This window comes from Botrimarina hoheduenensis (assembly GCF_007859815.1).
In the GTDB taxonomy this organism is placed as follows: domain Bacteria; phylum Planctomycetota; class Planctomycetia; order Pirellulales; family Lacipirellulaceae; genus Botrimarina; species Botrimarina hoheduenensis.
Genome location: NZ_SJPH01000003.1, coordinates 525788 through 544292, shown reverse-complemented (window position 1 = coordinate 544292; position 18505 = coordinate 525788). Strand labels below are relative to the sequence as shown.

Genomic DNA, 18505 nt, shown 5'->3' with positions numbered 1-18505 from the left:
TCTGGCCTTTCAGTGTGCTTAACTGTTTTTTGATCTCGACGGCTTCGCGTGTCGCTTCGCTCGACTACCGGGAACAGATTCTGCCAACGGCTTGTCGCCGTAGAGCGTTAAGATCCAAACTCGCAGGATCGCTTCGCGAACCGATTCTCTGTTTCCTCGTGGACGGCGGCCAAAGTGATGTATCAGCAGATAGGCGTCCATGCGGTTGAGGGAAATGGCTATTGGGCGAGCGTCAAACGGCTTGATCAAGCCCGCTGCCTGATGTTGTTCGATTCGATCCGTGACCGCGTCGTCGAAGTCTTTCAGGAAATCCGCCCACGCTTTTTCCAACCGCTCATCCATGGGAGCGGCGTCAGCAACTGCCCGCAGAATCGGGCCCTGCTGATAGCAGACGCGCACCAGGCCCTCCATCGTTTCTTCGAGTAGTGGGATGGGATCGCCTTCGCCCTGCAACCAAGGCGCGGCGACACCGAAGATGTCTTCTTCCAAGCCGCAGAGCAGCGTCTCCATCAAGTCGTGCAAGTCTTGGAAGTACTGGTAAAAGGACGACCGGCTTGTGCCGGCAAGCGACATCAACTTACCGACGGTCAGGTCGCGGAAGGGCTGCGTCCAGAGGAACTTCAACGCAGCGTCCAGAATCGCTTGCCGAGTTCGTTCGGACTTCCGCGGCGTAGGATTCGTGGGGTCGTTGCGGCGACGAATCTGACTGAGCTTTGTTTCTGACATTGTGTCATATACTAATGACGCGATGCCAGTAGTGCAAGCCACCCTCGGCTGTGCGACTGGGATACGGTCGCTGACTCAGAGGCCCCCGCGTCGTGATTGGCCGCGAACACCCCTGTGGAAGGCAGTTTTTGATTGCGTTAAAACTGCGTCGGGGAGGAACACCGCTCGCATTTCGGCACCGCTCAAACTCGCAGCGGTTGCCTCAACCTCGGCGTCGAAGGCCGGCTATGAATCCGCCGAGGTCTTTCCCACCGCGGTAGGTTCGACTCCGCCTCAAACCTGCGCAGCAAGTCAACCTCAAGCTCATCACTCCCAACCGGCACGCGCAGCGTGCTCACGCCGCTTGTAACGCCTTGCCCGCATCTTTGCGTACCGGTTAGCGTTCGTTGACGGTGTCTTTTCTTGGCGGTTGGGGGAGTGCCGTGCGTCGCTGCCGGTGGGCTTCACTCCGCTGCTGCCTGCGAACCCCACCAGGTGGGGTTGGGCTGGTAGTCGGCTTGCAGGAAGCGCTCGGCCTGTTCTTCTAACCGGGGCAGCTCCCGCACCCTGATGTTGTGCCGCTCGCGCTCGGCCAATGCCGCGTCGTAGCGCGGGTTGGCGGTCGGTTGGCGTGCGCCGGTCTCGGCGAGCCACGTGTCGAGCAGCGCACCCAGCTCGGCCACACGCTGCGGCTGGCCGAGGGCCAAGTTCTGCTGCTCGCCCCTGTCTTGCGACAGATCGTACAGCTCTTCGCGTCCGTCTTCGTGGTAGCGGATCAGCTTCCACGTGCCACGCTGCACGATCGACGAAGGCTCGCCCCCCTGATTGCCGTAGTGCGGATAGTGCCAGTAGAGCGGCCGCGGGGCCGCCGGGGCTCCGCGCATCGACGGCACCAGGCTGACGCTGTCGGTATCGGTCCGATTGGCCACCGCGCTGGGGGGCAGTTGCGCCAGGTCGGTCAGCGTGCGGTACAGGTCGGAATGGAGGGCCGGCGTCGCGATGCGCTGTGCCGCCGGCACGACGCCCGGCAGGGCGATCACCAAGGGGACGCGCAACCCCCCCTCCCACTGGCGGCCTTTGCCGCCCCGCAGCGGCAGGTTGGCCGTCGCGTAGCCATCGCCCGACGCCACGCCGCCGTTGTCGGAAGTGAAGACGACGATCGTCTGTTCGCTGAGCCCCTGCGCGCTGAGCGCAGCGAGCACGAGCCCCACGGCGTCGTCCATCGCCTCGACCATGCCGGCGTAAACCGGGTGGTCTTGCCGTTGGCGCACCGGGAGCGTGCGATCGATCAAGAAGCGCGACAGCGGGCCGGCCGGTGCCGATGCCGTGGCCAGCCGCTGATACTTGGCCCACCGCGCTTGGGTGCACTGGATGGGGGAGTGGACCGAATAGAACGAGAGCAGCGCAAAGAACGGCTTGGCGGTTGCCGCGTCGGCCGACGCGGCGGCGTGGGTTTCGATAAAGCGGGCGGTCTCGACACCGAGCCGCAGGGGGAGTGACTCGCCCGGCGGGCCGTCCGGCAGAGAAGAGTTTTTGTAGGGAGAGAAGAAGCCGTTGGCCGGATGGCCGGCGTGATAGCCGCCGACGTTGATGTCGAAACCGTGATCGGTGGGGAGCGATCCCGCGCCGCCCAGGTGCCATTTACCGGCGAAGAACGTCACGTAGCCCGCGGCAGAAAAGCACTCGGCAAGGGTCGTCGGCGCGTGCGGCAGGTGCGACGCCATGGGGGCCGGAAGCAGCTTGGTGTTGCGTCGCCAGGTTTGTGGCCCGTCGGCCCCCAGGTAGTCGGTGATGCCGTGCCGCGGCGGTGCTTGGCCGGTGAGCAGGCTGGCGCGCGAGGGGCTACAGACCTGGCAGCTGGCGTAGGCCCGCTCGAACCGGGTGCCGCGGTCGAAGAGGCTGTCGATGTGCGGCGTTTGATAGAAATCACTGCCGGTCGCACCCAGATCGCGCCAACCGAGATCGTCGGCCACGATGACCAGGACATGGGGACGCGCGGGACGGGTGTCGCCCCAAGCCGTGCCGCTGCCAAAGAGCAAGGCAATCGCTCCGCCGATCGTGAGCCAAACCGTCAGGAAGCGCATGGCACAAGGTTCCCAAGGGGAAAAGAAGAGGGGGCGAACGCGGCGTTAACTCGTCGATAGGGTGGGCGTGGGGCCCCCGGACGACGGACGCAGCGGGTTGAGCTTGGTCGGCACCGGCACCGCCGCCGGGACAATCGCCGCGGCGCGCTGCGTCTTGCGGCACAGCTCGCGAAACGGTTCGGGACGGGGCACGCCCGCCAGCCGTAAGCGCTCGGTCCCGTGGTGGAGGAAAACGACATCCGCGGCGTGGAACCAGGCTTGTCCCGGCAGAACCTCGATCGCGATCTCGTCGTAATCGGCGTGCGAAAGGGCGGCATCGGGGGCCGTGTCGCGCTCGAGCGGCGCGAGGATCAGAATCCGTCGATTCGTGACCCGATAACAAACCGCGTGGGGGTTGCGGGCACCGAAGACCACCAAAGGTTTGCGGGGCACCTTCTTAGCCAAGTAGAGCAAGCCGGCGAGCGGCGTGGTCACGACGACCAGCAGCCAGCCGACGGTGATCGGCACGCCGCCGAGCGAGACGCCCGCTCGGAGTGCGTACAGCCGCCCCAGCCAACGGCCCCAACCGCCCGCGGCGATGCTGGGCCACACGGTGGCGATCGTTGCTTCGCGCAGGCCGGCCGGATGAACGCCGGCGATCGGGGTTGGGGTGGAACTCGCCATGCCCCTCAGCCTACGCTTTGAGCCCCCTTTGCCACAGCCGGGGCGGCCGGCCGACGCAAGCTAGCCGAATTACTTATCTCTCCACCGTTGGGTTATTCGCTCGTGCATCCCGCGCAGCTCCCGTTGGCAACGCTGCTGGCCGATTGCGACGAGCGCCGACTACGCCGCTCGGGGCCGGGCGGACAGCACCGCAACAAAGTTGAAACGGCGGTGGTGCTGCTGCATCGCCCGACCGGTTTGAGCGCCGAAGCGAACGAACGCCGCAGCCAGCAGCAGAACCGCATGGTGGCGGTGCGTCGGTTGCGGCTGCGGTTGGCGGTCGAGCATCGTGCAGTACCAGCGGACGAACCAACGCCGCTGTGGCGGCAACGTTCGGCGGGCCGCAAGCTGAGCGTGAGCGTCGAGCACGACGACTACCCGGCTTTGTTAGCCGAGGCGCTCGACCACATCGCCCGCGCGGGTGGAGACGAGGCCCTCGCGGCCGAGCAACTGGCGGTATCGCGGACGCAGCTCGTGCGGCTGCTGAGCGGTGAGCCCGCGGCTCTGAACCAACTCAATGCCGGCCGAGCGGCGCGCGGGCTCGGCCCGCTGCGTTAGGGGCAGGGGGGTTAGAAGCCGCTGGTGATCGCACTCACCGTGTTGAAGCCTTGCCCCCAGATCAGCTCGATCGGCACCGCGGCGTACACACCGCGCGTAAAGACCTGTTCGATCAACTCGTCGAGCGCTTCGATGGGAGACTTGGGCACGAGCACGATGTCCGCATCGGCCAGCCAGATCTCGTCGGCCGGCGCGGGGCGTCGGCCATAGAGAGCACCACGCAGGTCGAGCATGGTTGCCATCAGGCGCCAGTCTTCTCCCCGGCGAAAGACAACAACCTGCCGTAGGTTAGCGCCTACTTGCCAGCCACCGGCCAGAGCGATCGCCTGCATGGTGGTGGTGGGGCCTTCGAGCTGGAAGCGTCCGGGTTGGCCGACTTGCCCCAGCACGTAGATGAAGCGCGGTGCCCGTTGCACGAGGTCGACCGTCACGCTCACACCGGGAATGGACGCGGCGTAACGCGCGTCGATCTCTTGCTTGGCTTCGGCGAGCGTAAGCCCCTGCACGTAGACGCTTCCCACGCCGGGCAGCTGGAGCTTGCCCGCGGGCGTGACCACCACTTGCAGCTGGCGTCCGCCGAGCTGTCCGCCGCGGGCATCGACCGTTTCTAAGAGGTCTTCCAACCGCGTGTTCACAACGATTGGTGTCACCGTGATCGCCGGCACGTTGTAGAATTTCATGTAGCGCTTTTCGAGACTTGCTTGCAGCACATCGACGCGCTGCCGTGCCGCCGGGACTCGCCCCACCAGCGGCAGCGTGATCATGCCGTCGGGTTGCACCACGACCTCGCGGTTGAGGTCGTCTTCGCGGCTGCTGGACTGCGCGCCGCTGGTGCTCAGGCCGGCGGTGCTGCCCGCGGTCAGCGACTCCACCCGGATGCGATCGCCCACCTGCAACTCGTAAGGCCGCGACAGAACCTCGCGCGTGCGGAGGAAGTAGACCGCCAGCGAGTCATCGACCCGCAACCGATACTCGGGCACATGGGCCGAGCGGGCTTGCCCGACGTACTGACCCTGCGCGTAGTTTTGCCAGTCGAAGTAGCCGCGGGCGTCCCAGCCAACCTCGCCTTGGATGTTGCCACACCCATCGCACGGCGAAGCCATGCTATCGACGGCCCAGATGCGGTGCGGTGCCGCGGGGTTGCAGGTGGTGGTCGCACAGCCGCCCGTCGCGCAAACACTGCTACAGCCGGCGTTGCCGGACGACATCGCCGCGGGGCCCTCGAACATCGGTGGCGGAGCGGCCTGCGACGTGGAAACGGCGCACCAGCACACGGCCAAAGCCAGGCCGACAACAGCAGCGTTGCATTTCACAAGTCGGATCATCGATCGCAGCGTTAACGGAGAACCGGCGTGTATTGCGCGGCGACAGGGTGAGCCGCGGGGGCCGCGACGGGAGCGGCGGGGGCGGGTGACCACCCCGACTTGGTCTTCACAAAGTTGACCGCCTGTTGCCACGCCCCAGGCGACTCTTTCGCCGGGGCCTGCGCGACGGGGGCCTGCGCGACGGGGGACGGGGTGGTGCGGGCCGACGCGGTTGCGGGCAGAGTATCGCCAGCCGACCCGGCACCGTTGTTGAATGCCTCGGGCCGAACCCATTCCACACCGTGCCGCCGCGAGACGGCACCGTGACGGATCTCGGTTTGAGCGATCCGCTGACCGGCCGCGGCGATCGAAGTGGCTTGGGCGGTGCGTCCCAATCGCCGTTCGACTTGCGCCAGATTTTCGTAGACCGTTGCGGCGGCACCCTGCTGACCCGCTGCGCGACGCAACGCGACACTCGCCTGGTCGTAGCGACCGGCCATCGCCAAACGCACGCCCAACTCATTGGCCGCCAGATGGTTCTCGGGCCGCGCGGCGATCGCTGCTTGGTGCATCACCAGGCACTTCCGCGCCGCGTGCGGATCGTCTGACTGCGCGTCGATGCGGGCATAGGTCTTCCCGAGACCGTAGAGCGCCATCGAGCCGGCGGGCTCGCCGGCGGCGGCTTCGGCGAGCCGATCGACCGCCTCCCGGCAGTACAGCGCAACGGCTTCGTGAGCGGCCGTTTCGCCGGCGGCTTCACGCACCACCGCCGTCCCGTGCGAGAGGGCGATCGAACGCACGTCCAGTTCTGCCTCGAGCGCATCGCCGGTCGGCGCGAAGTCGTCGGCTTCGTCGAGAGCTCGCAAGCCCGCGGCGAGCGCTTCGGAGTGATTGGTCGAGCCCTGTTGAGAATCCTTTGCGCTGGCGATCCGCCGGAGCACGCCGATAAAGCGATTGCGAGCCGCGTACATCGCACCGGCTCGGCCCAGGGCAAACCCGCTTCGCACCATCGGTGTCAGACGCTGGCTGAGGTCCGCGACCGAGTCGGTAAAGCTCGCGCGATCCGCCGCGGAGAGCACCGGTTCGGCACCAAACGCTGACTCACCAAACGAGGACGTGTCATCAAGCGAGTCGGCAGACTCTTCGTAAACGTACGAAGGCTCGATCGCGTCATTGGCGCGGTCTATCGAGGGGCCTCGGCCGGCGTGATTTGCCAAGCGCGCGTCGAGGGATTGATTCTCGGACGGATCGCTTGCGGGCTGCGCAGCAGCGACGTTGTACGGTGCCGGGCGGTGTTTTTTAACCGACGGTGGCAGGGGAACCGAGTCGTCGGCGGGCGGACCGAAGGCGGCCGGGTTATCGATCACCAGCGGCTCGACCCACTCGTTGACGCTCGTCAGCGGTGGGGCGGGGCGGGCACCCTGTGCTTGACGTGTTGCCCGAATCGCGGCGTGCAGCTCCCGCTCGCGCGCCATCATTGCGTAATCATCATCCGGTGCCGCCGAGCCGAGCGCCGGGCCGTACATCGCCAGGCGGGGCGACGTGGGCGCAACGGAGAAGGTGGTCGGCAGCGGATCCTCAGCGGAGCGGGTCGTCGGCGCTCCGGGCCGCACGATCACGAGCGTGATGGCCGTGGCCAACGACGCCACGAACACCGCCAAGCAGGCCGATACGGCCGCAAGCCGCAGAGCGGCTCGGCGAGCCGGCTGGCGGGCGGGGGGCGAAGGGTTGGGCTCAAAGATCGGCATCCGCGGCGGCTTCCCTGCTCGGCGAAGGCAAACAACAACGGTGCGCATGCGGCTCCATACCGGCGCTCTCTCCGTCAGAGGGAACTTCGTCGCCCTGCGAAGCGGACAACTAGCAAAACCGGCCCGGTGCCAGCGGACCAACGGCGCCAGCGGCCGCATAATCGGTACAGTCGCGCGCCCGCCGCGGCTGCCGCGCGGGTCGCTGCGGCCCGCCGCCGCTAGCGTGATTGCCTAAAAAGGGTTGCCTAAAACAGCCGCCTCTGCGGCTCGGCGTCCAACGGCTCGGCGTCCCAGCCCCGTCCGCGCAGGTCTTCGACAAACGCGCGCGGGCCGTGCGTGCAGAACACCCGTCGCGGCTCGACCCGTTCAACGAGCTCAAGCAGCTGGTCGTAGTCGGCATGGTCCGAAAGCGGCAGGGCGTGGTCGACCTGGAGCCGATAGGGGGCGTTCTCTGCCGCCGCCCAGCCGGTCAGCGCGATCGAGGTCGTCGGCCCCAACCCGGCCAAACGGTGCTGCTTCATCGAACGCGGCAGCGTCACCACGGCATGGCCCGCCAGCGGCCGGCCGCGGTACAGCGCCACATCGGCCCCGTCCGTCGCGAGTGGCATGCCGCACGCTTCGTAAACCTGGCTCACCCCCCACACCATTGGGTGCTGCAGCACGGGCACGCCGTGGGTGGTGAGGATCTTGGTTGCTTCTTGGCTCTTGCCCAGCGCGTAAGCGTGTACCACCGGCGTGCGTCCCGCGGCGAGCGCCGCTTGGACCAGCTCGATAAACCGCTCGATGACCTCATTGCGGGGCGGGAGCCGATACGCGGGCCGACCGAACGTGGTTTCCATCACCAGCCAATCCGCCCGGCGCACCTCGGCTTCCACGGCCGTGAGCGACGGTCCCAGCTTGTAGTCGCCCGTGTACAGCAGCGATCGTTCGCCATCGTTCGCCAGCAGCATGGCCGATCCCAGGCAGTGGCCCGCTGGCAGGGCGGTTAGCCGCAGGTCGCCGCAGGCGATCGCCTCGCCCAGCCGCATTTCACGCACCGGCCGACGCCCCAGCCGATGCTGGTACAGCGCACCGGTCTCGGGGGTGCACCACGCCAGCTCGTGGCGGGCCATGTGGTCGGCGTGCGCGTGCGACACGAATGACCGCCCCTGCCGACGCCGACAATCGACCCACATCCGCGGGCCGGTTAGCAGCAGTCCTTCCTGATACGCAAACACCAGCAATAAGGGGGGAAGAGAGGAGTCGGGGCGGGGGCGGACTGCGGAAACGGCGACGCCAGAGCATAATACCCCGCTCGCCTCGACCCCGCCCGCCGAGCCGCTCCGCTTGGCATCTCTCTCTCACTACACGCCGCAAGCCGCATGGGCCTTCTGGAAATTTTGATCCTCGCCGTGGTGCAAGGGCTTACCGAGTTTCTGCCGGTCAGCTCGTCGGGCCATCTGGTGGTCGCCAACGCGCTGCTGGAATCGCTCGGCAGGCCCCCCACCAAGGACCTTGTCGAAGTCAGTATCGCGCTGCACCTAGGGACGCTCGCCAGCGTGCTGGTTTATTACCGCCGCGAGATCGCGCGGCTCATGGGCGCGGATCGCCGTGTGCTGCCGGTGCTGGTCGTCGGCACGATCCCTGCCGCGATTGTCGGCGTGGGTATCAAGAAGGGCCTCAGCGACGCAGCGGGCGATGCGCTGCTGGAGAACGTCCTCCTGTCGGGCTGCATGTTCTTTGTGACCGCTGCCATTTTGTGGTACGGGGCGCGCTCATCGGCGCGCAACGAGGCGCGCGGCGGGGGGATCGCCTATCAGCAGCTCGGCTGGCGCCGCGCGCTGGCGATCGGCACCGCCCAGGCGTTTGCGATCCTGCCGGGCGTGTCGCGGAGCGGCTCGACGATTGCGGCGGGACTAGCGGCGGGGCTCTCGCGCGAGGCGGCCAGCACGTTCGCGTTTTTGTTGGCGATCCCCGCCATTCTCGGCGCGGGGGTCTTAGAGGGGCTCGACATCTTCCAGGACGGTTCGACCGGCACGTCGCTGCCGAATCTGGCGCTCGGTTTCGCGGCGGCGTTCGTCGTCGGATGGGGCGCGCTGGCGCTGCTGATCCGGTGGGTTAAACGGGGCCGCCTGGCGGTGTTTGCGTGGTACCTGGTACCGCTCGGCGTGGCGGTGCTTGTGTGGCGACTGGGGCTGCTTTGAAATTGGCGTGGTATCTGGCCAGCGCACAGGGCAGGACATCGAGCGGTCCTAATACGTTGTTTGCGTTGTTCTCTCCAACCATGAGCGCTTCCATGTGAAGCCTGATCCGGCTGTTGGCGATCCTCACCGCGGGCGTTTCGCAAGCCGGCTGATCGAGCGAGATTGGCTCTCTCCAGGTGATGCGTTGCTGACGTACGACGCGAACACGCGATACGAGTGGCTCGATATCAACAAGAGCGAACTCGTGCAGTTGGAACAACAGTAGATACTGCGGTACATGAGGCAATACGCCAGATGCGCGAGGGTCACTGTTTCAACGGTTTGTGCTCGCCGATCGGCCTGAGGGCGTTTGCCTCGGGGAGCGGCAGATCAAAGCCTGCCAATTAAAAGACGACCGCTGGGGTGCGGCGTAAAACACGCCGCGCGATCACTCATCGCCGCCGTTGAGCAAGTGCGGCGAGGGGCGCTAGCCACACAAGCGCTCCGGGTTAGGGGGTCGGTTGTTGCGTGGCGGCGGAATAGACGGCAAGCGGTGCGATCTGCTGCGCATACGCCGATGCCGCAAGCGCGGCGAACGCCCCTACTTTCCGCGGAGCTTGACGGTCTGGAGCGGTCCGGCGTGCTGGGGGGCGACCAGATAGCGGGGCACCGATACCCGGCGAAAGTAGTTGGCGTTGGCTTGCATCGCGCGATCGGACGCTTCTTGGTACGATTCGCCCTGCTGCGTGTGCAGCATGTGCTGAGCGCCTTGTTTGGCCATGTAACGCCAGGCCGCTTCCCCCTCAATGAACAAGGTTGCCGTGTAGATTTTTTCTTCGACACTGACCTGCTTTCCGTCATCGACCCACGAGGGGGTGTGGAAACCCTTGTAGGTAATGACCTCTTGCTTCGATTCTTGCCGCGCTACCAGCTTGGTGGTGGCGTTGGGATCGAGCACATGCCCGGCTTGGGTGATGGCAGTGGTCAGGAGTTGTCGCACTTCTTGATCCAGTCCCGAGCCAACGCGCACATCGAGCGCAATTGCCGAACCGGGGCGGATGGCGAGCAGCGACTCGGGATCATCCACGCGCGGGGAGGGGGCAACCTCGGCGTCTGGTGCCCTCTCCGCATACAGGGCCGGGGTTTGACCGAAGACGCACGCCAACAGGGTTGTTCCCTCGCAGCCAGCCAGGTAGTCGGCGGAGTGCTCGCCGCGTGTCAGTACGCGGCGCTGCACGAGATCGACGACATCAACCGCCTGACGACCCCGTACAACGAGCCGCTCGTCACCCAAGAAAGAAAGGGGCTTGGTTGCGTCATCTCCGATTCGAGCGATGTCTTTGACGTGAAAGTCCGTAAGGGTTTCGGCGGTGGCCAGATCCCAGATGCGGATGCGAGTTCCCTCGACACAGGCGAGCTTCGTCCCGGTGGGATCGAATCCGAGTCCGCGATCCCGTTCGAGCTTTTCCTCGAACCAGAAGAGCGTATCGCCCGACTCGACATCAAAGACCAGGATGCCATCGGGAGCGACGGCGGCAATCTGTCGGCCGCCGGGGCTCATCACGGGGAGCGACCAGCCGTCGATTTTCCAGCGGGTTTGCGCGACAGCGCCCGCTGTTTTCCAGCGGACCAGATCGCCCGCGCGATTTAGCGTCAGGAGATGATCCTCATCCGTCCAGGCGATCCACCGAGGGTCGGTAGCTAAGATCTCGCGATGGTCTTGGTGGTAGGGACGCCACGATTCGATGAGCTTTGGCTCTTTGTGAGCCAACTCCCAGATGTCGATCCGCATGCGCTCGCGGTGTCTACCTTCTTCGGCCATGGTTGCCAGCCGGCGGCCTCGGGGCGAGAGGGCTGCGTGCTTGATGTCGGGCGGAAGCTGTTGCAGTCGTTTCACGCGTCCGGCACTTGCATCGACCAGTTGCACGGAAGCGGATCTCGATGCCATGGCGTCATTGATAACCACCGCTAGCCGAGTTGGATCGGCGCGCGTCATGCTGACCGCGATCGGATGCGAGATGCCATGCCCCGGCAGGTCGCTCAATCGCGTTGACTTAAAGCGTGGCGGCTTAGCGTCGGTCTTGGGGGCGGGGTCGGGGCGGAAGCTGCCGGGGCGAGGGCGATTTGCCAAAGGGGCCTCAACTTGGGACCAATCCCCTTCCTCATCGTGACCAGAGAGACCCTTGCCGCCATTGGCAGGGGGTGCGAAGGGGTCGTCCGGATCGATTGCGGGGGGGGCCTCTTCGGCGTACTGATCTTTCTCTTCGTCGCCCGCTTGCAGGCGACTGCGCACTCGGGCGGCGGCAAGTTTGGCGGCCGAACGCTGCTCGACGGGCCCGCGGCCCGAGAGCTGTCGGAGCGCTTTAAGGCCGGCCTCGCCCCCGATTTCACCAAGCACGTTAACGGCCGCCATCGACATATCGCCCGGCGCTGTCTTTGCTGCACGAATCACGACCGGTTCGGCGATCGGGCCCATCTGGACGAGGCATTGCGCCGCCGCATCGCTGTTGAAAAAGTTGCCCAGCAGCGCGGCTACCGCTTCGGCTGCCTCGGTGGATTCCGATTCAGCCAGCGCATCGAAGATCTCTTTGTCGACACGCAGTTTTTCGGACCGTAGTATCTCGATCAGCACCGTGGTGCTGTACTTCCCCCCCCAGTGAACCAAGCCGTGAATGAGCGGTCCTTTGTCATGGGAGTGCGAGTTGAGAGCTTTATCGCGAAAGGTGCGCGCGATTTTCTTGCGTAGCTCGGGATCGACGCTCGAGGGGTCGACCAGCAGCAGAGCGTTGGCGGCCGCCTCTTGCTCGTGGCCGATTCCCGAGTCGAGAGTGCGCAGGTGCTCTTGAATGCGTCCCTCGCGGCTGCTTTGAGCCACTGCGAGAGGACCAGATAGAATGCTTGCTCCGGAAAGAACCGAGGCGAGAACCATCCCGTTGAGGCGAGAAAACCCTTTGAGGCGAGAAAACATACCGGTTGCTCAGGCGAGAACATCGGGCGATCGGTGACATGCCTTGAGACGAGTGTCTTGGCAGGTTGGCAGTTTAATTTGATAATTAGATGCCTGACGGCGAAAATCGCATAAATACGGCAAGTTGCCCCGGCGGCATGATCCCCCTAGAGTCTTGTTAGTCAATCCTCTTTCCCGACACCAAGACGTCGTCCCGCCCCGCGTATGCCCAGCGAAGAAGAGATCTATCAGGAGCATATCCTCGATCACTACGAGGACCCGTTCCACAACGGGCCGCTCCTGGATGCCACGCACGCCCATCACGACAAAAACCCCCTCTGCGGAGACGTGGTGCGCATCGCCCTCAAGCTCGACCCCGCCGGCAAGATCGAGGACTGTGCCTTCGAGGGAGACGGCTGCGTCATCAGCCAAGCCTCGGCCTCGATGCTGCTCGAAGCGCTGTGCGGCAAGACCGTCGATGAAGTCAAAGCCTTCACCGCCGAGGACATGCTCAAGCTCTATGGTCCGCGACTTACCCCCAACCGCCAAAAATGCTGTCTGTTGTCGTGGCGTGTGATCCAGCAGGCAGTGTACTCGCCGGTGGAGCGGTGATCGGACAGAGCCATGCGGTGCCTTGGCCGTTCGTAAGCGGCCTGTGACCGCCGTCCCGTCGGTTCTCCTTCTTGGTCGTGCTAAACTCGATACCTCTTGGTACGGGCCCGTCGCGGTCTGACCGGGCAAGCACCCGGCCGAGGTTAGGTTCTCTAAGCGAAAGTAGTGGTCCCGTTGACGGATTTCTTGCTCGATGCGTCGCTCCGCGATGACTTCCCCCTGCTTGCGCAAGACGTGCACCCGGGGCAGCCACTCGTGTTTCTGGACAACGCCGCCAGCAGCCAACGGCCCCGGCAGGTGATCGACGCGATCGTCCACTGCTACGAGCACGACTACGCCAACGTTCATCGTGGCATCCATGTCCTCAGCGAACGCTCGACCGATGCCTACGAGTTGGCGCGGCGCAAGACGCAAGCGTTTCTTGCCGCCGAGCACGCGCATGAGGTGATCTTTACCGCCGGCACCACGGCGGGCATCAACACCGTTGCACGCAGCTGGGGCGACGCCAACGTCCACGCAGGCGATGAACTGCTGCTCACGCCGATGGAGCACCATTCGAATCTGGTGCCTTGGTTCCAGCTGGCCGAGCGCACCGGGGCAGTGATCCGCCACATGCCGATGAGCGACGACGGTGTGCTCCAGCTCGATCGTCTCGACGAGGTGCTGACCGAGCGCACTAAGCTGGTGGCGTTCACCGCGGTCAGCAACACGCTGGGGACGATCAACCCGGTCGAGGCGCTCTGCCGCCGGGCGCGAGCGGTGGGGGCCGTTTCGCTGGTCGACGCGGCTCAGAGCGCCCCGCACCTGACCACCAACGTGCAGCAGATGGGGTGCGACTTCTTGGTCTTCAGCGGCCACAAACTGTGCGGCCCGTCGGGTGTCGGGGTGCTCTACGGACGCGAAACGCTGCTAGAAACCATGCCTCCGTTTTTAGGCGGGGGGAGCATGATCAACCGCGTCTACGACGACCGGTTTACCCCGGCGGATCTCCCCGCGAAGTTTGAGGCGGGCACGCCGCCGATTGCCGGAGCGATCGGCCTGGGAGCCGCGCTCGATTATCTGACGGCGATCGGTCTGGAGCGAATCGCCGCACACGAGCACACGCTCGTTGAGCGGGCATGGTCGGGGCTGAGCCAGATCGCCGGCATCCGGCTGCTGGGCCCGGCACCGGGTGGCAGCGACGACCCATGTCGAGCGGGTCTGGTGAGCTTTGTCTTGGATCGCCCGCATGCCCACGATATCGCTCAGCTGCTGGACCGCCGCGGCATAGCGGTTCGCGCCGGGCACCACTGCACCCAGCCGCTGCACGACCGGATGGGCATCGCCGCCAGCACCCGGGCGAGTTTTTACTTGTACAACACCCCGGCCGAGGTCGACCTGCTGATCGCCGCGCTGGGCGAGGTGCGGGAACGATTCCGTCCCACCGGTCGCCGGCGTCGGGGTCGTATTGACGCATGAGGAGCCGGTCGGCGGGGAGAGGCACGGCAGTTCAGGCCCCCTGCGGCGCAACCACTGGCAGAGCCATGGTTTGCCCCCCCTGGACGGCACCCACCTGAGTGTCCACGCTGGGGGCATTCGATTGATCCGATAGCGTTGAAGGGCTGCCCGAGACGGATTATAATCCGCTGTCTAACTACCCATATCCCCCATATCGCCAAGGCAGCCAGGCGGAGCGGCGACGTTCCTACTGGTTTGTGCGGCGGCTGAGAAACTCTCTATGCGGTTTTGGTTGCTCGACCGCATTGAGTCGTTTGTGCCCGGCGAGCGTTTGCGCGCCTCGAAGCAGGTGAGTCTTAGCGAGGAGTACTTGCAGGATCATTTTCCCGAGTTTCCCGTGCTCCCTGGCGTTTTTATGCTGGAGGCGGCTACTCAGGCTTCGGCCTGGTTGCTCAGGCTGACCGAGGGCATGAAGCATAGCGTGATCGCCCTGAAAGAGGCTAAGAACATCAAATACACCGACTTCGTCCGGCCGGGTTCGCGCCTGGATATCGAGGTCGAGCTCCTAAAGAAGGACGAGCGAGACGCGACGCTCAAGGTGATCGGAAAAGTGGGCGATTCGGTTTCGCTCTCAGGCCGGTTGGTGGTTGAGCGATATAACTTGGCTGATTCCGATCCCTCGCAAGCGTTGGTGGACGCCCACGTTAAGCGATACCTAACCAATGTGCAGACCGTGATCTGCCCCCAGGCCGGTGTTTGAGCCGAGCCGCTTTCCTGTCTCAACCGTCGCCCCTTCCGATCGATTCCCCCCCGCCGCGTTTCGCCCAACCGATATCACGGTTACCGATCGCATCCACCAAGCCGGATCACCCGGCTAGCGCCGATCCGATGAGTCGGCTTTTCCCCCGCGAGTAGTAAAGAGATCAGCATGCCGGATAACGAAGAGATTTTCGCCAAGGTCCAAGAAGCGCTTGTCGAGGCGCTAGGCGTCGAAGACGATGAGGTCACCCCCGAGGCAACCCTTCAGGGCGACCTCGACGCCGAGAGCATCGACTTCCTGGACATCGTCTTCCGGCTGGAGAAGGCGTTTGACATCAAGATCGAGCGTGGTGAGCTGTTCCCCGAAGATATCCTCACCAACAAAGACTACGTTGCCGACGGCAAGCTGAACGAAGTCGGCATGACCAAGCTCCGCGAGCGGATGCCCTTTGCGAACCTCGAAGCCTTCGAGAAAGACCCGCAGGTGCAGAAGCTCGGCAAGCAGCTAACGGTCGAAGACATGTGCAACTTTGTTGCGCACAAGATGGGCTGAGTCGGCACGACACCTCTCACCGAGGTGCCGCTCGCCGTTATAAGCCCTTGTTTTTGCCCGCTGGTCTGCGCTGTGCAGATGAGCGGGCGCAGCTTTTGAGCAGTTAAAGGATAAGTCTTTTCGCATGCGTTGGTTCTGGGTCGATCGTTTCACCGAGTATGTCGCGGGTTCGCACGCGACAGGTATGAAGGGCGTCTCGCTCTCGGATGAGCTCGTGCACGACCACTGGGACATCTATCCGACGATGCCCAACACGCTCATCGCCGAAGGGATGGCACAAACCGCGGGGCTGTTGGTCAGCGAGCTGTATCAATTTCAGGAGCTGGTAGTTCTTGCCAAGTTCACAAAGTTGACCTTCAGCGGATTGGCCCGCCCGGGCGATGCGCTGCGCTACGAGGCGCGGATCGGACGCACCGTTGATGCGGGAGCCCAGTGCACCGTAACCGGCACGGTGCTTGGCTCGGGCGGCAGGCCCGATCGGCCGCAGGCCGAGGCCGAGATCTTTTTCGCGCGGGTTGGTTCCGACGCCCCCGAGTCGATCGCTGGCACGAAGCCCGCCCGGCTCTTCGATCCGGCCATGCTGGTCCGCTGGCTGCACACGACCGGGGTCTTTACCGTGGGGGTTCGAGCCGACGGCGAGCGGATGAAGCCCCAGGATTACGGCCTGCCAGTCAAAGTGTAAGCGATTCTCGGGGGTCTATTTCCCGAGGCCGCGGCTGCGGCGGTTTCGGGTAGAATACTCGGCCCTTAGGCTGTACGAACGGGGTAAGTAGGCGAGCCATCGGGCTCGATTTCCCCCGTCCGACAAGGTTTCTCCCGTCCGTGCCAGGCGGCCACGCCCGAGTGTCCGCTCCGATTCCTCCTGCCTCCTAGGCTTGTAGCCTCGATTGCCATGCGTCGTCGTGTTGTCGTTACCGGGATGGGCTGTGTTACGCCGCTCGGCCATACGGTCGATCAGTTGTGGGCCAACATGCTAGCGTGCAAGAGCGCGGTGAAGAGCACCACGCTCTTCGATGCCTCGGCGTTTCCGACCAAGATCTCGGCCGAGGTGCGTGATTGGTCGATCGCCTCGGTGGGCGAGGACGAAGCCGTCTGGGCGCGGCGCGGTCGGCACACCCGCTTTGCGGTCGGAGCGGCCAAGCAGGCGTTGATGGACTCGGGGCTAGCGACCGCGGATCATGGTGGCACGCTCGACCCGACCAAGCTAGGCGTCTATCTGGGGGCCGGCGAAGGACAGCAAGACTTCCACGCCTTTGCAGCGATGATGACCGCGGCCCTGGAAGGGGGCGAGCTCGATGTCGCCCGCTTTGTGAGCGAGGGGCTCAGCCGCCTCGACCCGCGGCTGGAACTCGAACAAGAGCCCAACATGCCGGCCGGCTATGTCGCGGCGCTCGCCGGAGCGCAAGGCCCCACCAGCAATTGCCTGACGGCTTGCGCCGCTAGCAGCCAAGCGATTGGCGAAGCCACCGAGATGATCCGTCGCGGCGACGCCGTGGCAATGGTCTCGGGGGGTTGTCACAGCATGATTCACCCCTTCGGCGTTACCGGGTTCAACCTGCTGACGGCCCTCAGCGAGCGGAACGACGAGCCGCACCGCGCTAGCCGGCCGTTCGACCGCGACCGCGATGGCTTCGTACTCGGCGAGGGGGCCGCGATGGTGATCCTTGAAGAGTACGAACACGCCCGTGCCCGCGGTGCCCATATCTATGGCGAACTGCTCGGCTACGGCGCGACCGCCGATGCGTTCCGCATTACCGACACGCACCCCGAGGGACGTGGCGCAACGGCTTGCTTGAACATCGCCTTGGCGGACGCGGGTAAGAACCCGCAAGAAGTCGATTACGTGAACGCGCACGGCACGAGTACCAGCGTCAACGACCGGGTCGAATCGCTCGCGCTCAAGCAGTCGCTGGGCGATCACGCCTACAAGACGCCCGTTTCGAGCACCAAGAGCATGATGGGGCACCTGATCGCCGCTGCTGGGGCGACCGAGCTGATCATCTGCTTGAAAGTGCTCGCCGAGGGGGTGCTGCCGCCGACGATCAACTACGAGAACCCCGATCCCGATTGCGATCTGGACTACGTCCCCAACGCGCCGCGCGACAAGGCCTGCAAGACGGTGCTCTCGAACAGCTTCGGCTTTGGCGGCCAGAATGTGACGCTCATCGCTGGAGCGGTCTGAGACCGACCCGCCGAGGGCGTTTCGCACGGACGTCTCGCGTCAGCGGCGCTCAGAATCATGATCGTCACCGTGAAATAACGCCACGGCGAGGTTGCGGGGGCTCTAAAAACGCAACCAGCCGCCGACAGCGCAGTTTTCTGCGCCGCGGCGGCTGGTAAACGGTTTTCCCGACTATGACACGATTGATCGAGCCAAGAAGCTCCGATCAGCGCGGGCCAATCGAGGGCGGGTTGGCCATCAGAAAGTCACGCGGCCCGCGTGTGGTGTAGTACGGGTAAGCGACCTGACCGGTTGGCGGACCGGGATTGAAGTTGTAGTTGCGGTCACCACCGCCGCACATGCCGTTGCAGTCCAGCAGCTTGTTGACGCAACCCGTCATGGAGTTTTGGCCGTTACCGCAAGCACCGCCCATGCCGCACGCCCCACCGGGGCCACACGGGCCAGGACCACAGCCGCAGGCCCCTTGGGCGCAGCCGCCATCGCCCAGGCACATCATTTCACCGCACTCGACTCCGCGGCGTGTCCAGCCAAGTCGGTCAAAGATTCCCGGGCCGGTTTGGCACCGGCCGTCGAGAATCTGTGTCGGGGCTCCACACCGGCCCGGCACGCCGCAGCACCCCGGATCGATGGACGAGCCGCACGGGCTCATGGTGGCGCATCCCACGCCCGACGCCATCAGCGCAGCCGCGATAGCGGCTTGATAGATCTTCATCTCGGTTTCCCCCCCAGGATTTCCCCGCGCCACGCTGAGT

17 protein-coding genes are annotated in these 18505 nt (G+C 64.9%); 9 read left to right on the top strand and 8 right to left on the bottom strand.

Annotated features, from left to right (window positions below; all coding sequences use genetic code 11):
* Nucleotides 1-18: 18 nt before the first annotated feature.
* From Pla111_RS09515 to Pla111_RS09505, 3 genes are all read right to left on the bottom strand, one after another.
* The gene (locus Pla111_RS09515; RefSeq protein WP_146573673.1) at nucleotides 19-726 is read right to left on the bottom strand and encodes a TetR/AcrR family transcriptional regulator; all 708 of its coding nucleotides are present in this window, start codon (nucleotides 724-726) and stop codon (nucleotides 19-21) included.
* 443 nt (nucleotides 727-1169) lie between these two features.
* Nucleotides 1170-2789, bottom strand: a complete 1620-nt coding sequence (locus Pla111_RS09510) for a sulfatase (protein WP_146573671.1) — start codon at nucleotides 2787-2789, stop codon at nucleotides 1170-1172.
* Between the two features lie 45 nt (nucleotides 2790-2834).
* Nucleotides 2835-3452, bottom strand: coding sequence for a hypothetical protein (locus Pla111_RS09505; RefSeq protein WP_146573669.1), 618 nt, complete (start codon nucleotides 3450-3452; stop codon nucleotides 2835-2837).
* Between the two features lie 87 nt (nucleotides 3453-3539).
* Here Pla111_RS09505 and Pla111_RS09500 point away from each other — a divergent pair, with 87 nt between their 5' ends.
* Nucleotides 3540-4049 (top strand): peptide chain release factor-like protein, encoded by a 510-nt coding sequence (locus Pla111_RS09500; protein ID WP_146573667.1) that lies wholly within the window; start codon nucleotides 3540-3542, stop codon nucleotides 4047-4049.
* Between the two features lie 11 nt (nucleotides 4050-4060).
* On the opposite strand, the gene Pla111_RS09495 is transcribed toward Pla111_RS09500, so the two are convergent.
* From Pla111_RS09495 to Pla111_RS09490, 3 genes are all read right to left on the bottom strand, one after another.
* Nucleotides 4061-5374 carry a polysaccharide biosynthesis/export family protein gene (locus Pla111_RS09495; RefSeq protein ID WP_197524898.1) on the bottom strand — a complete coding sequence of 438 codons (1314 nt, stop codon included), beginning with the start codon at nucleotides 5372-5374 and terminating at the stop codon, nucleotides 4061-4063.
* Between the two features lie 11 nt (nucleotides 5375-5385).
* A complete protein-coding gene (locus Pla111_RS17210; RefSeq protein WP_197524897.1) occupies nucleotides 5386-7101 on the bottom strand; it encodes a hypothetical protein in 1716 nt (571 codons plus the stop codon).
* A 245-nt stretch (nucleotides 7102-7346) separates the two neighbouring features.
* Nucleotides 7347-8318: an MBL fold metallo-hydrolase gene (locus Pla111_RS09490; RefSeq protein ID WP_146573663.1), complete on the bottom strand. Its 972-nt coding sequence runs from the start codon at nucleotides 8316-8318 to the stop codon at nucleotides 7347-7349.
* Nucleotides 8319-8462: 144 nt separating this feature from the next.
* Between Pla111_RS09490 and Pla111_RS09485 the strand changes: the two genes are divergently transcribed.
* Entirely contained in the window at nucleotides 8463-9284 is an 822-nt protein-coding gene (locus Pla111_RS09485; protein WP_146573661.1) for an undecaprenyl-diphosphate phosphatase, read from the top strand.
* 94 nt (nucleotides 9285-9378) lie between these two features.
* Nucleotides 9379-9549 carry a hypothetical protein gene (locus Pla111_RS17205; protein WP_197524896.1) on the top strand — a complete coding sequence of 57 codons (171 nt, stop codon included), beginning with the start codon at nucleotides 9379-9381 and terminating at the stop codon, nucleotides 9547-9549.
* 315 nt (nucleotides 9550-9864) lie between these two features.
* Here Pla111_RS17205 and Pla111_RS09480 read toward each other — a convergent pair whose 3' ends face one another.
* Nucleotides 9865-12138 (bottom strand): WD40 repeat domain-containing protein, encoded by a 2274-nt coding sequence (locus tag Pla111_RS09480; protein ID WP_146573659.1) that lies wholly within the window; start codon nucleotides 12136-12138, stop codon nucleotides 9865-9867.
* A 297-nt stretch (nucleotides 12139-12435) separates the two neighbouring features.
* On the opposite strand from Pla111_RS09480, the gene Pla111_RS09475 reads away from it, so the two are divergent.
* The 6 genes from Pla111_RS09475 (at nucleotide 12436) to Pla111_RS09450 (ending at nucleotide 17753) form a co-directional block, all read left to right on the top strand.
* Nucleotides 12436-12822, top strand: a complete 387-nt coding sequence (locus Pla111_RS09475; RefSeq protein WP_146573657.1) for an iron-sulfur cluster assembly scaffold protein — start codon at nucleotides 12436-12438, stop codon at nucleotides 12820-12822.
* A gap of 165 nt (nucleotides 12823-12987) precedes the next feature.
* On the top strand, nucleotides 12988-14280 hold the full coding sequence (locus Pla111_RS09470) for an aminotransferase class V-fold PLP-dependent enzyme (protein WP_146573655.1): 1293 nt from the start codon (nucleotides 12988-12990) through the stop codon (nucleotides 14278-14280).
* A 259-nt stretch (nucleotides 14281-14539) separates the two neighbouring features.
* Complete coding sequence (locus tag Pla111_RS09465; RefSeq protein ID WP_146573653.1) at nucleotides 14540-15019, top strand: 3-hydroxyacyl-ACP dehydratase FabZ family protein; 480 nt, start codon at nucleotides 14540-14542, stop codon at nucleotides 15017-15019.
* 168 nt (nucleotides 15020-15187) lie between these two features.
* The gene (locus Pla111_RS09460; protein WP_146573651.1) at nucleotides 15188-15571 is read left to right on the top strand and encodes an acyl carrier protein; all 384 of its coding nucleotides are present in this window, start codon (nucleotides 15188-15190) and stop codon (nucleotides 15569-15571) included.
* Nucleotides 15572-15695: 124 nt separating this feature from the next.
* Nucleotides 15696-16253, top strand: a complete 558-nt coding sequence (locus Pla111_RS09455) for a beta-hydroxyacyl-ACP dehydratase (protein ID WP_146573649.1) — start codon at nucleotides 15696-15698, stop codon at nucleotides 16251-16253.
* Between the two features lie 210 nt (nucleotides 16254-16463).
* Complete coding sequence (locus Pla111_RS09450; protein ID WP_449240190.1) at nucleotides 16464-17753, top strand: beta-ketoacyl-[acyl-carrier-protein] synthase family protein; 1290 nt, start codon at nucleotides 16464-16466, stop codon at nucleotides 17751-17753.
* A gap of 205 nt (nucleotides 17754-17958) precedes the next feature.
* Here Pla111_RS09450 and Pla111_RS09445 read toward each other — a convergent pair whose 3' ends face one another.
* Nucleotides 17959-18465, bottom strand: coding sequence for a hypothetical protein (locus Pla111_RS09445; protein WP_146573645.1), 507 nt, complete (start codon nucleotides 18463-18465; stop codon nucleotides 17959-17961).
* Between the last annotated feature and the right edge of the window lie 40 nt (nucleotides 18466-18505).

Coding starts and splice junctions, on each gene's coding strand:
- Pla111_RS09495 (WP_197524898.1), bottom strand. CDS start 5,374: ATGATCCGACTTGTGAAATGCAACGCTGCTGTTGTCGGCCTGGCTTTG.
- Pla111_RS09460 (WP_146573651.1), top strand. CDS start 15,188: ATGCCGGATAACGAAGAGATTTTCGCCAAGGTCCAAGAAGCGCTTGTC.
- Pla111_RS17210 (WP_197524897.1), bottom strand. CDS start 7,101: ATGCCGATCTTTGAGCCCAACCCTTCGCCCCCCGCCCGCCAGCCGGCT.
- Pla111_RS09465 (WP_146573653.1), top strand. CDS start 14,540: ATGCGGTTTTGGTTGCTCGACCGCATTGAGTCGTTTGTGCCCGGCGAG.
- Pla111_RS09505 (WP_146573669.1), bottom strand. CDS start 3,452: ATGGCGAGTTCCACCCCAACCCCGATCGCCGGCGTTCATCCGGCCGGC.
- Pla111_RS09515 (WP_146573673.1), bottom strand. CDS start 726: ATGTCAGAAACAAAGCTCAGTCAGATTCGTCGCCGCAACGACCCCACG.
- Pla111_RS09510 (WP_146573671.1), bottom strand. CDS start 2,789: ATGCGCTTCCTGACGGTTTGGCTCACGATCGGCGGAGCGATTGCCTTG.
- Pla111_RS09485 (WP_146573661.1), top strand. CDS start 8,463: ATGGGCCTTCTGGAAATTTTGATCCTCGCCGTGGTGCAAGGGCTTACC.
- Pla111_RS09455 (WP_146573649.1), top strand. CDS start 15,696: ATGCGTTGGTTCTGGGTCGATCGTTTCACCGAGTATGTCGCGGGTTCG.
- Pla111_RS09450 (WP_449240190.1), top strand. CDS start 16,464: ATGCGTCGTCGTGTTGTCGTTACCGGGATGGGCTGTGTTACGCCGCTC.
- Pla111_RS09445 (WP_146573645.1), bottom strand. CDS start 18,465: ATGAAGATCTATCAAGCCGCTATCGCGGCTGCGCTGATGGCGTCGGGC.
- Pla111_RS09475 (WP_146573657.1), top strand. CDS start 12,436: ATGCCCAGCGAAGAAGAGATCTATCAGGAGCATATCCTCGATCACTAC.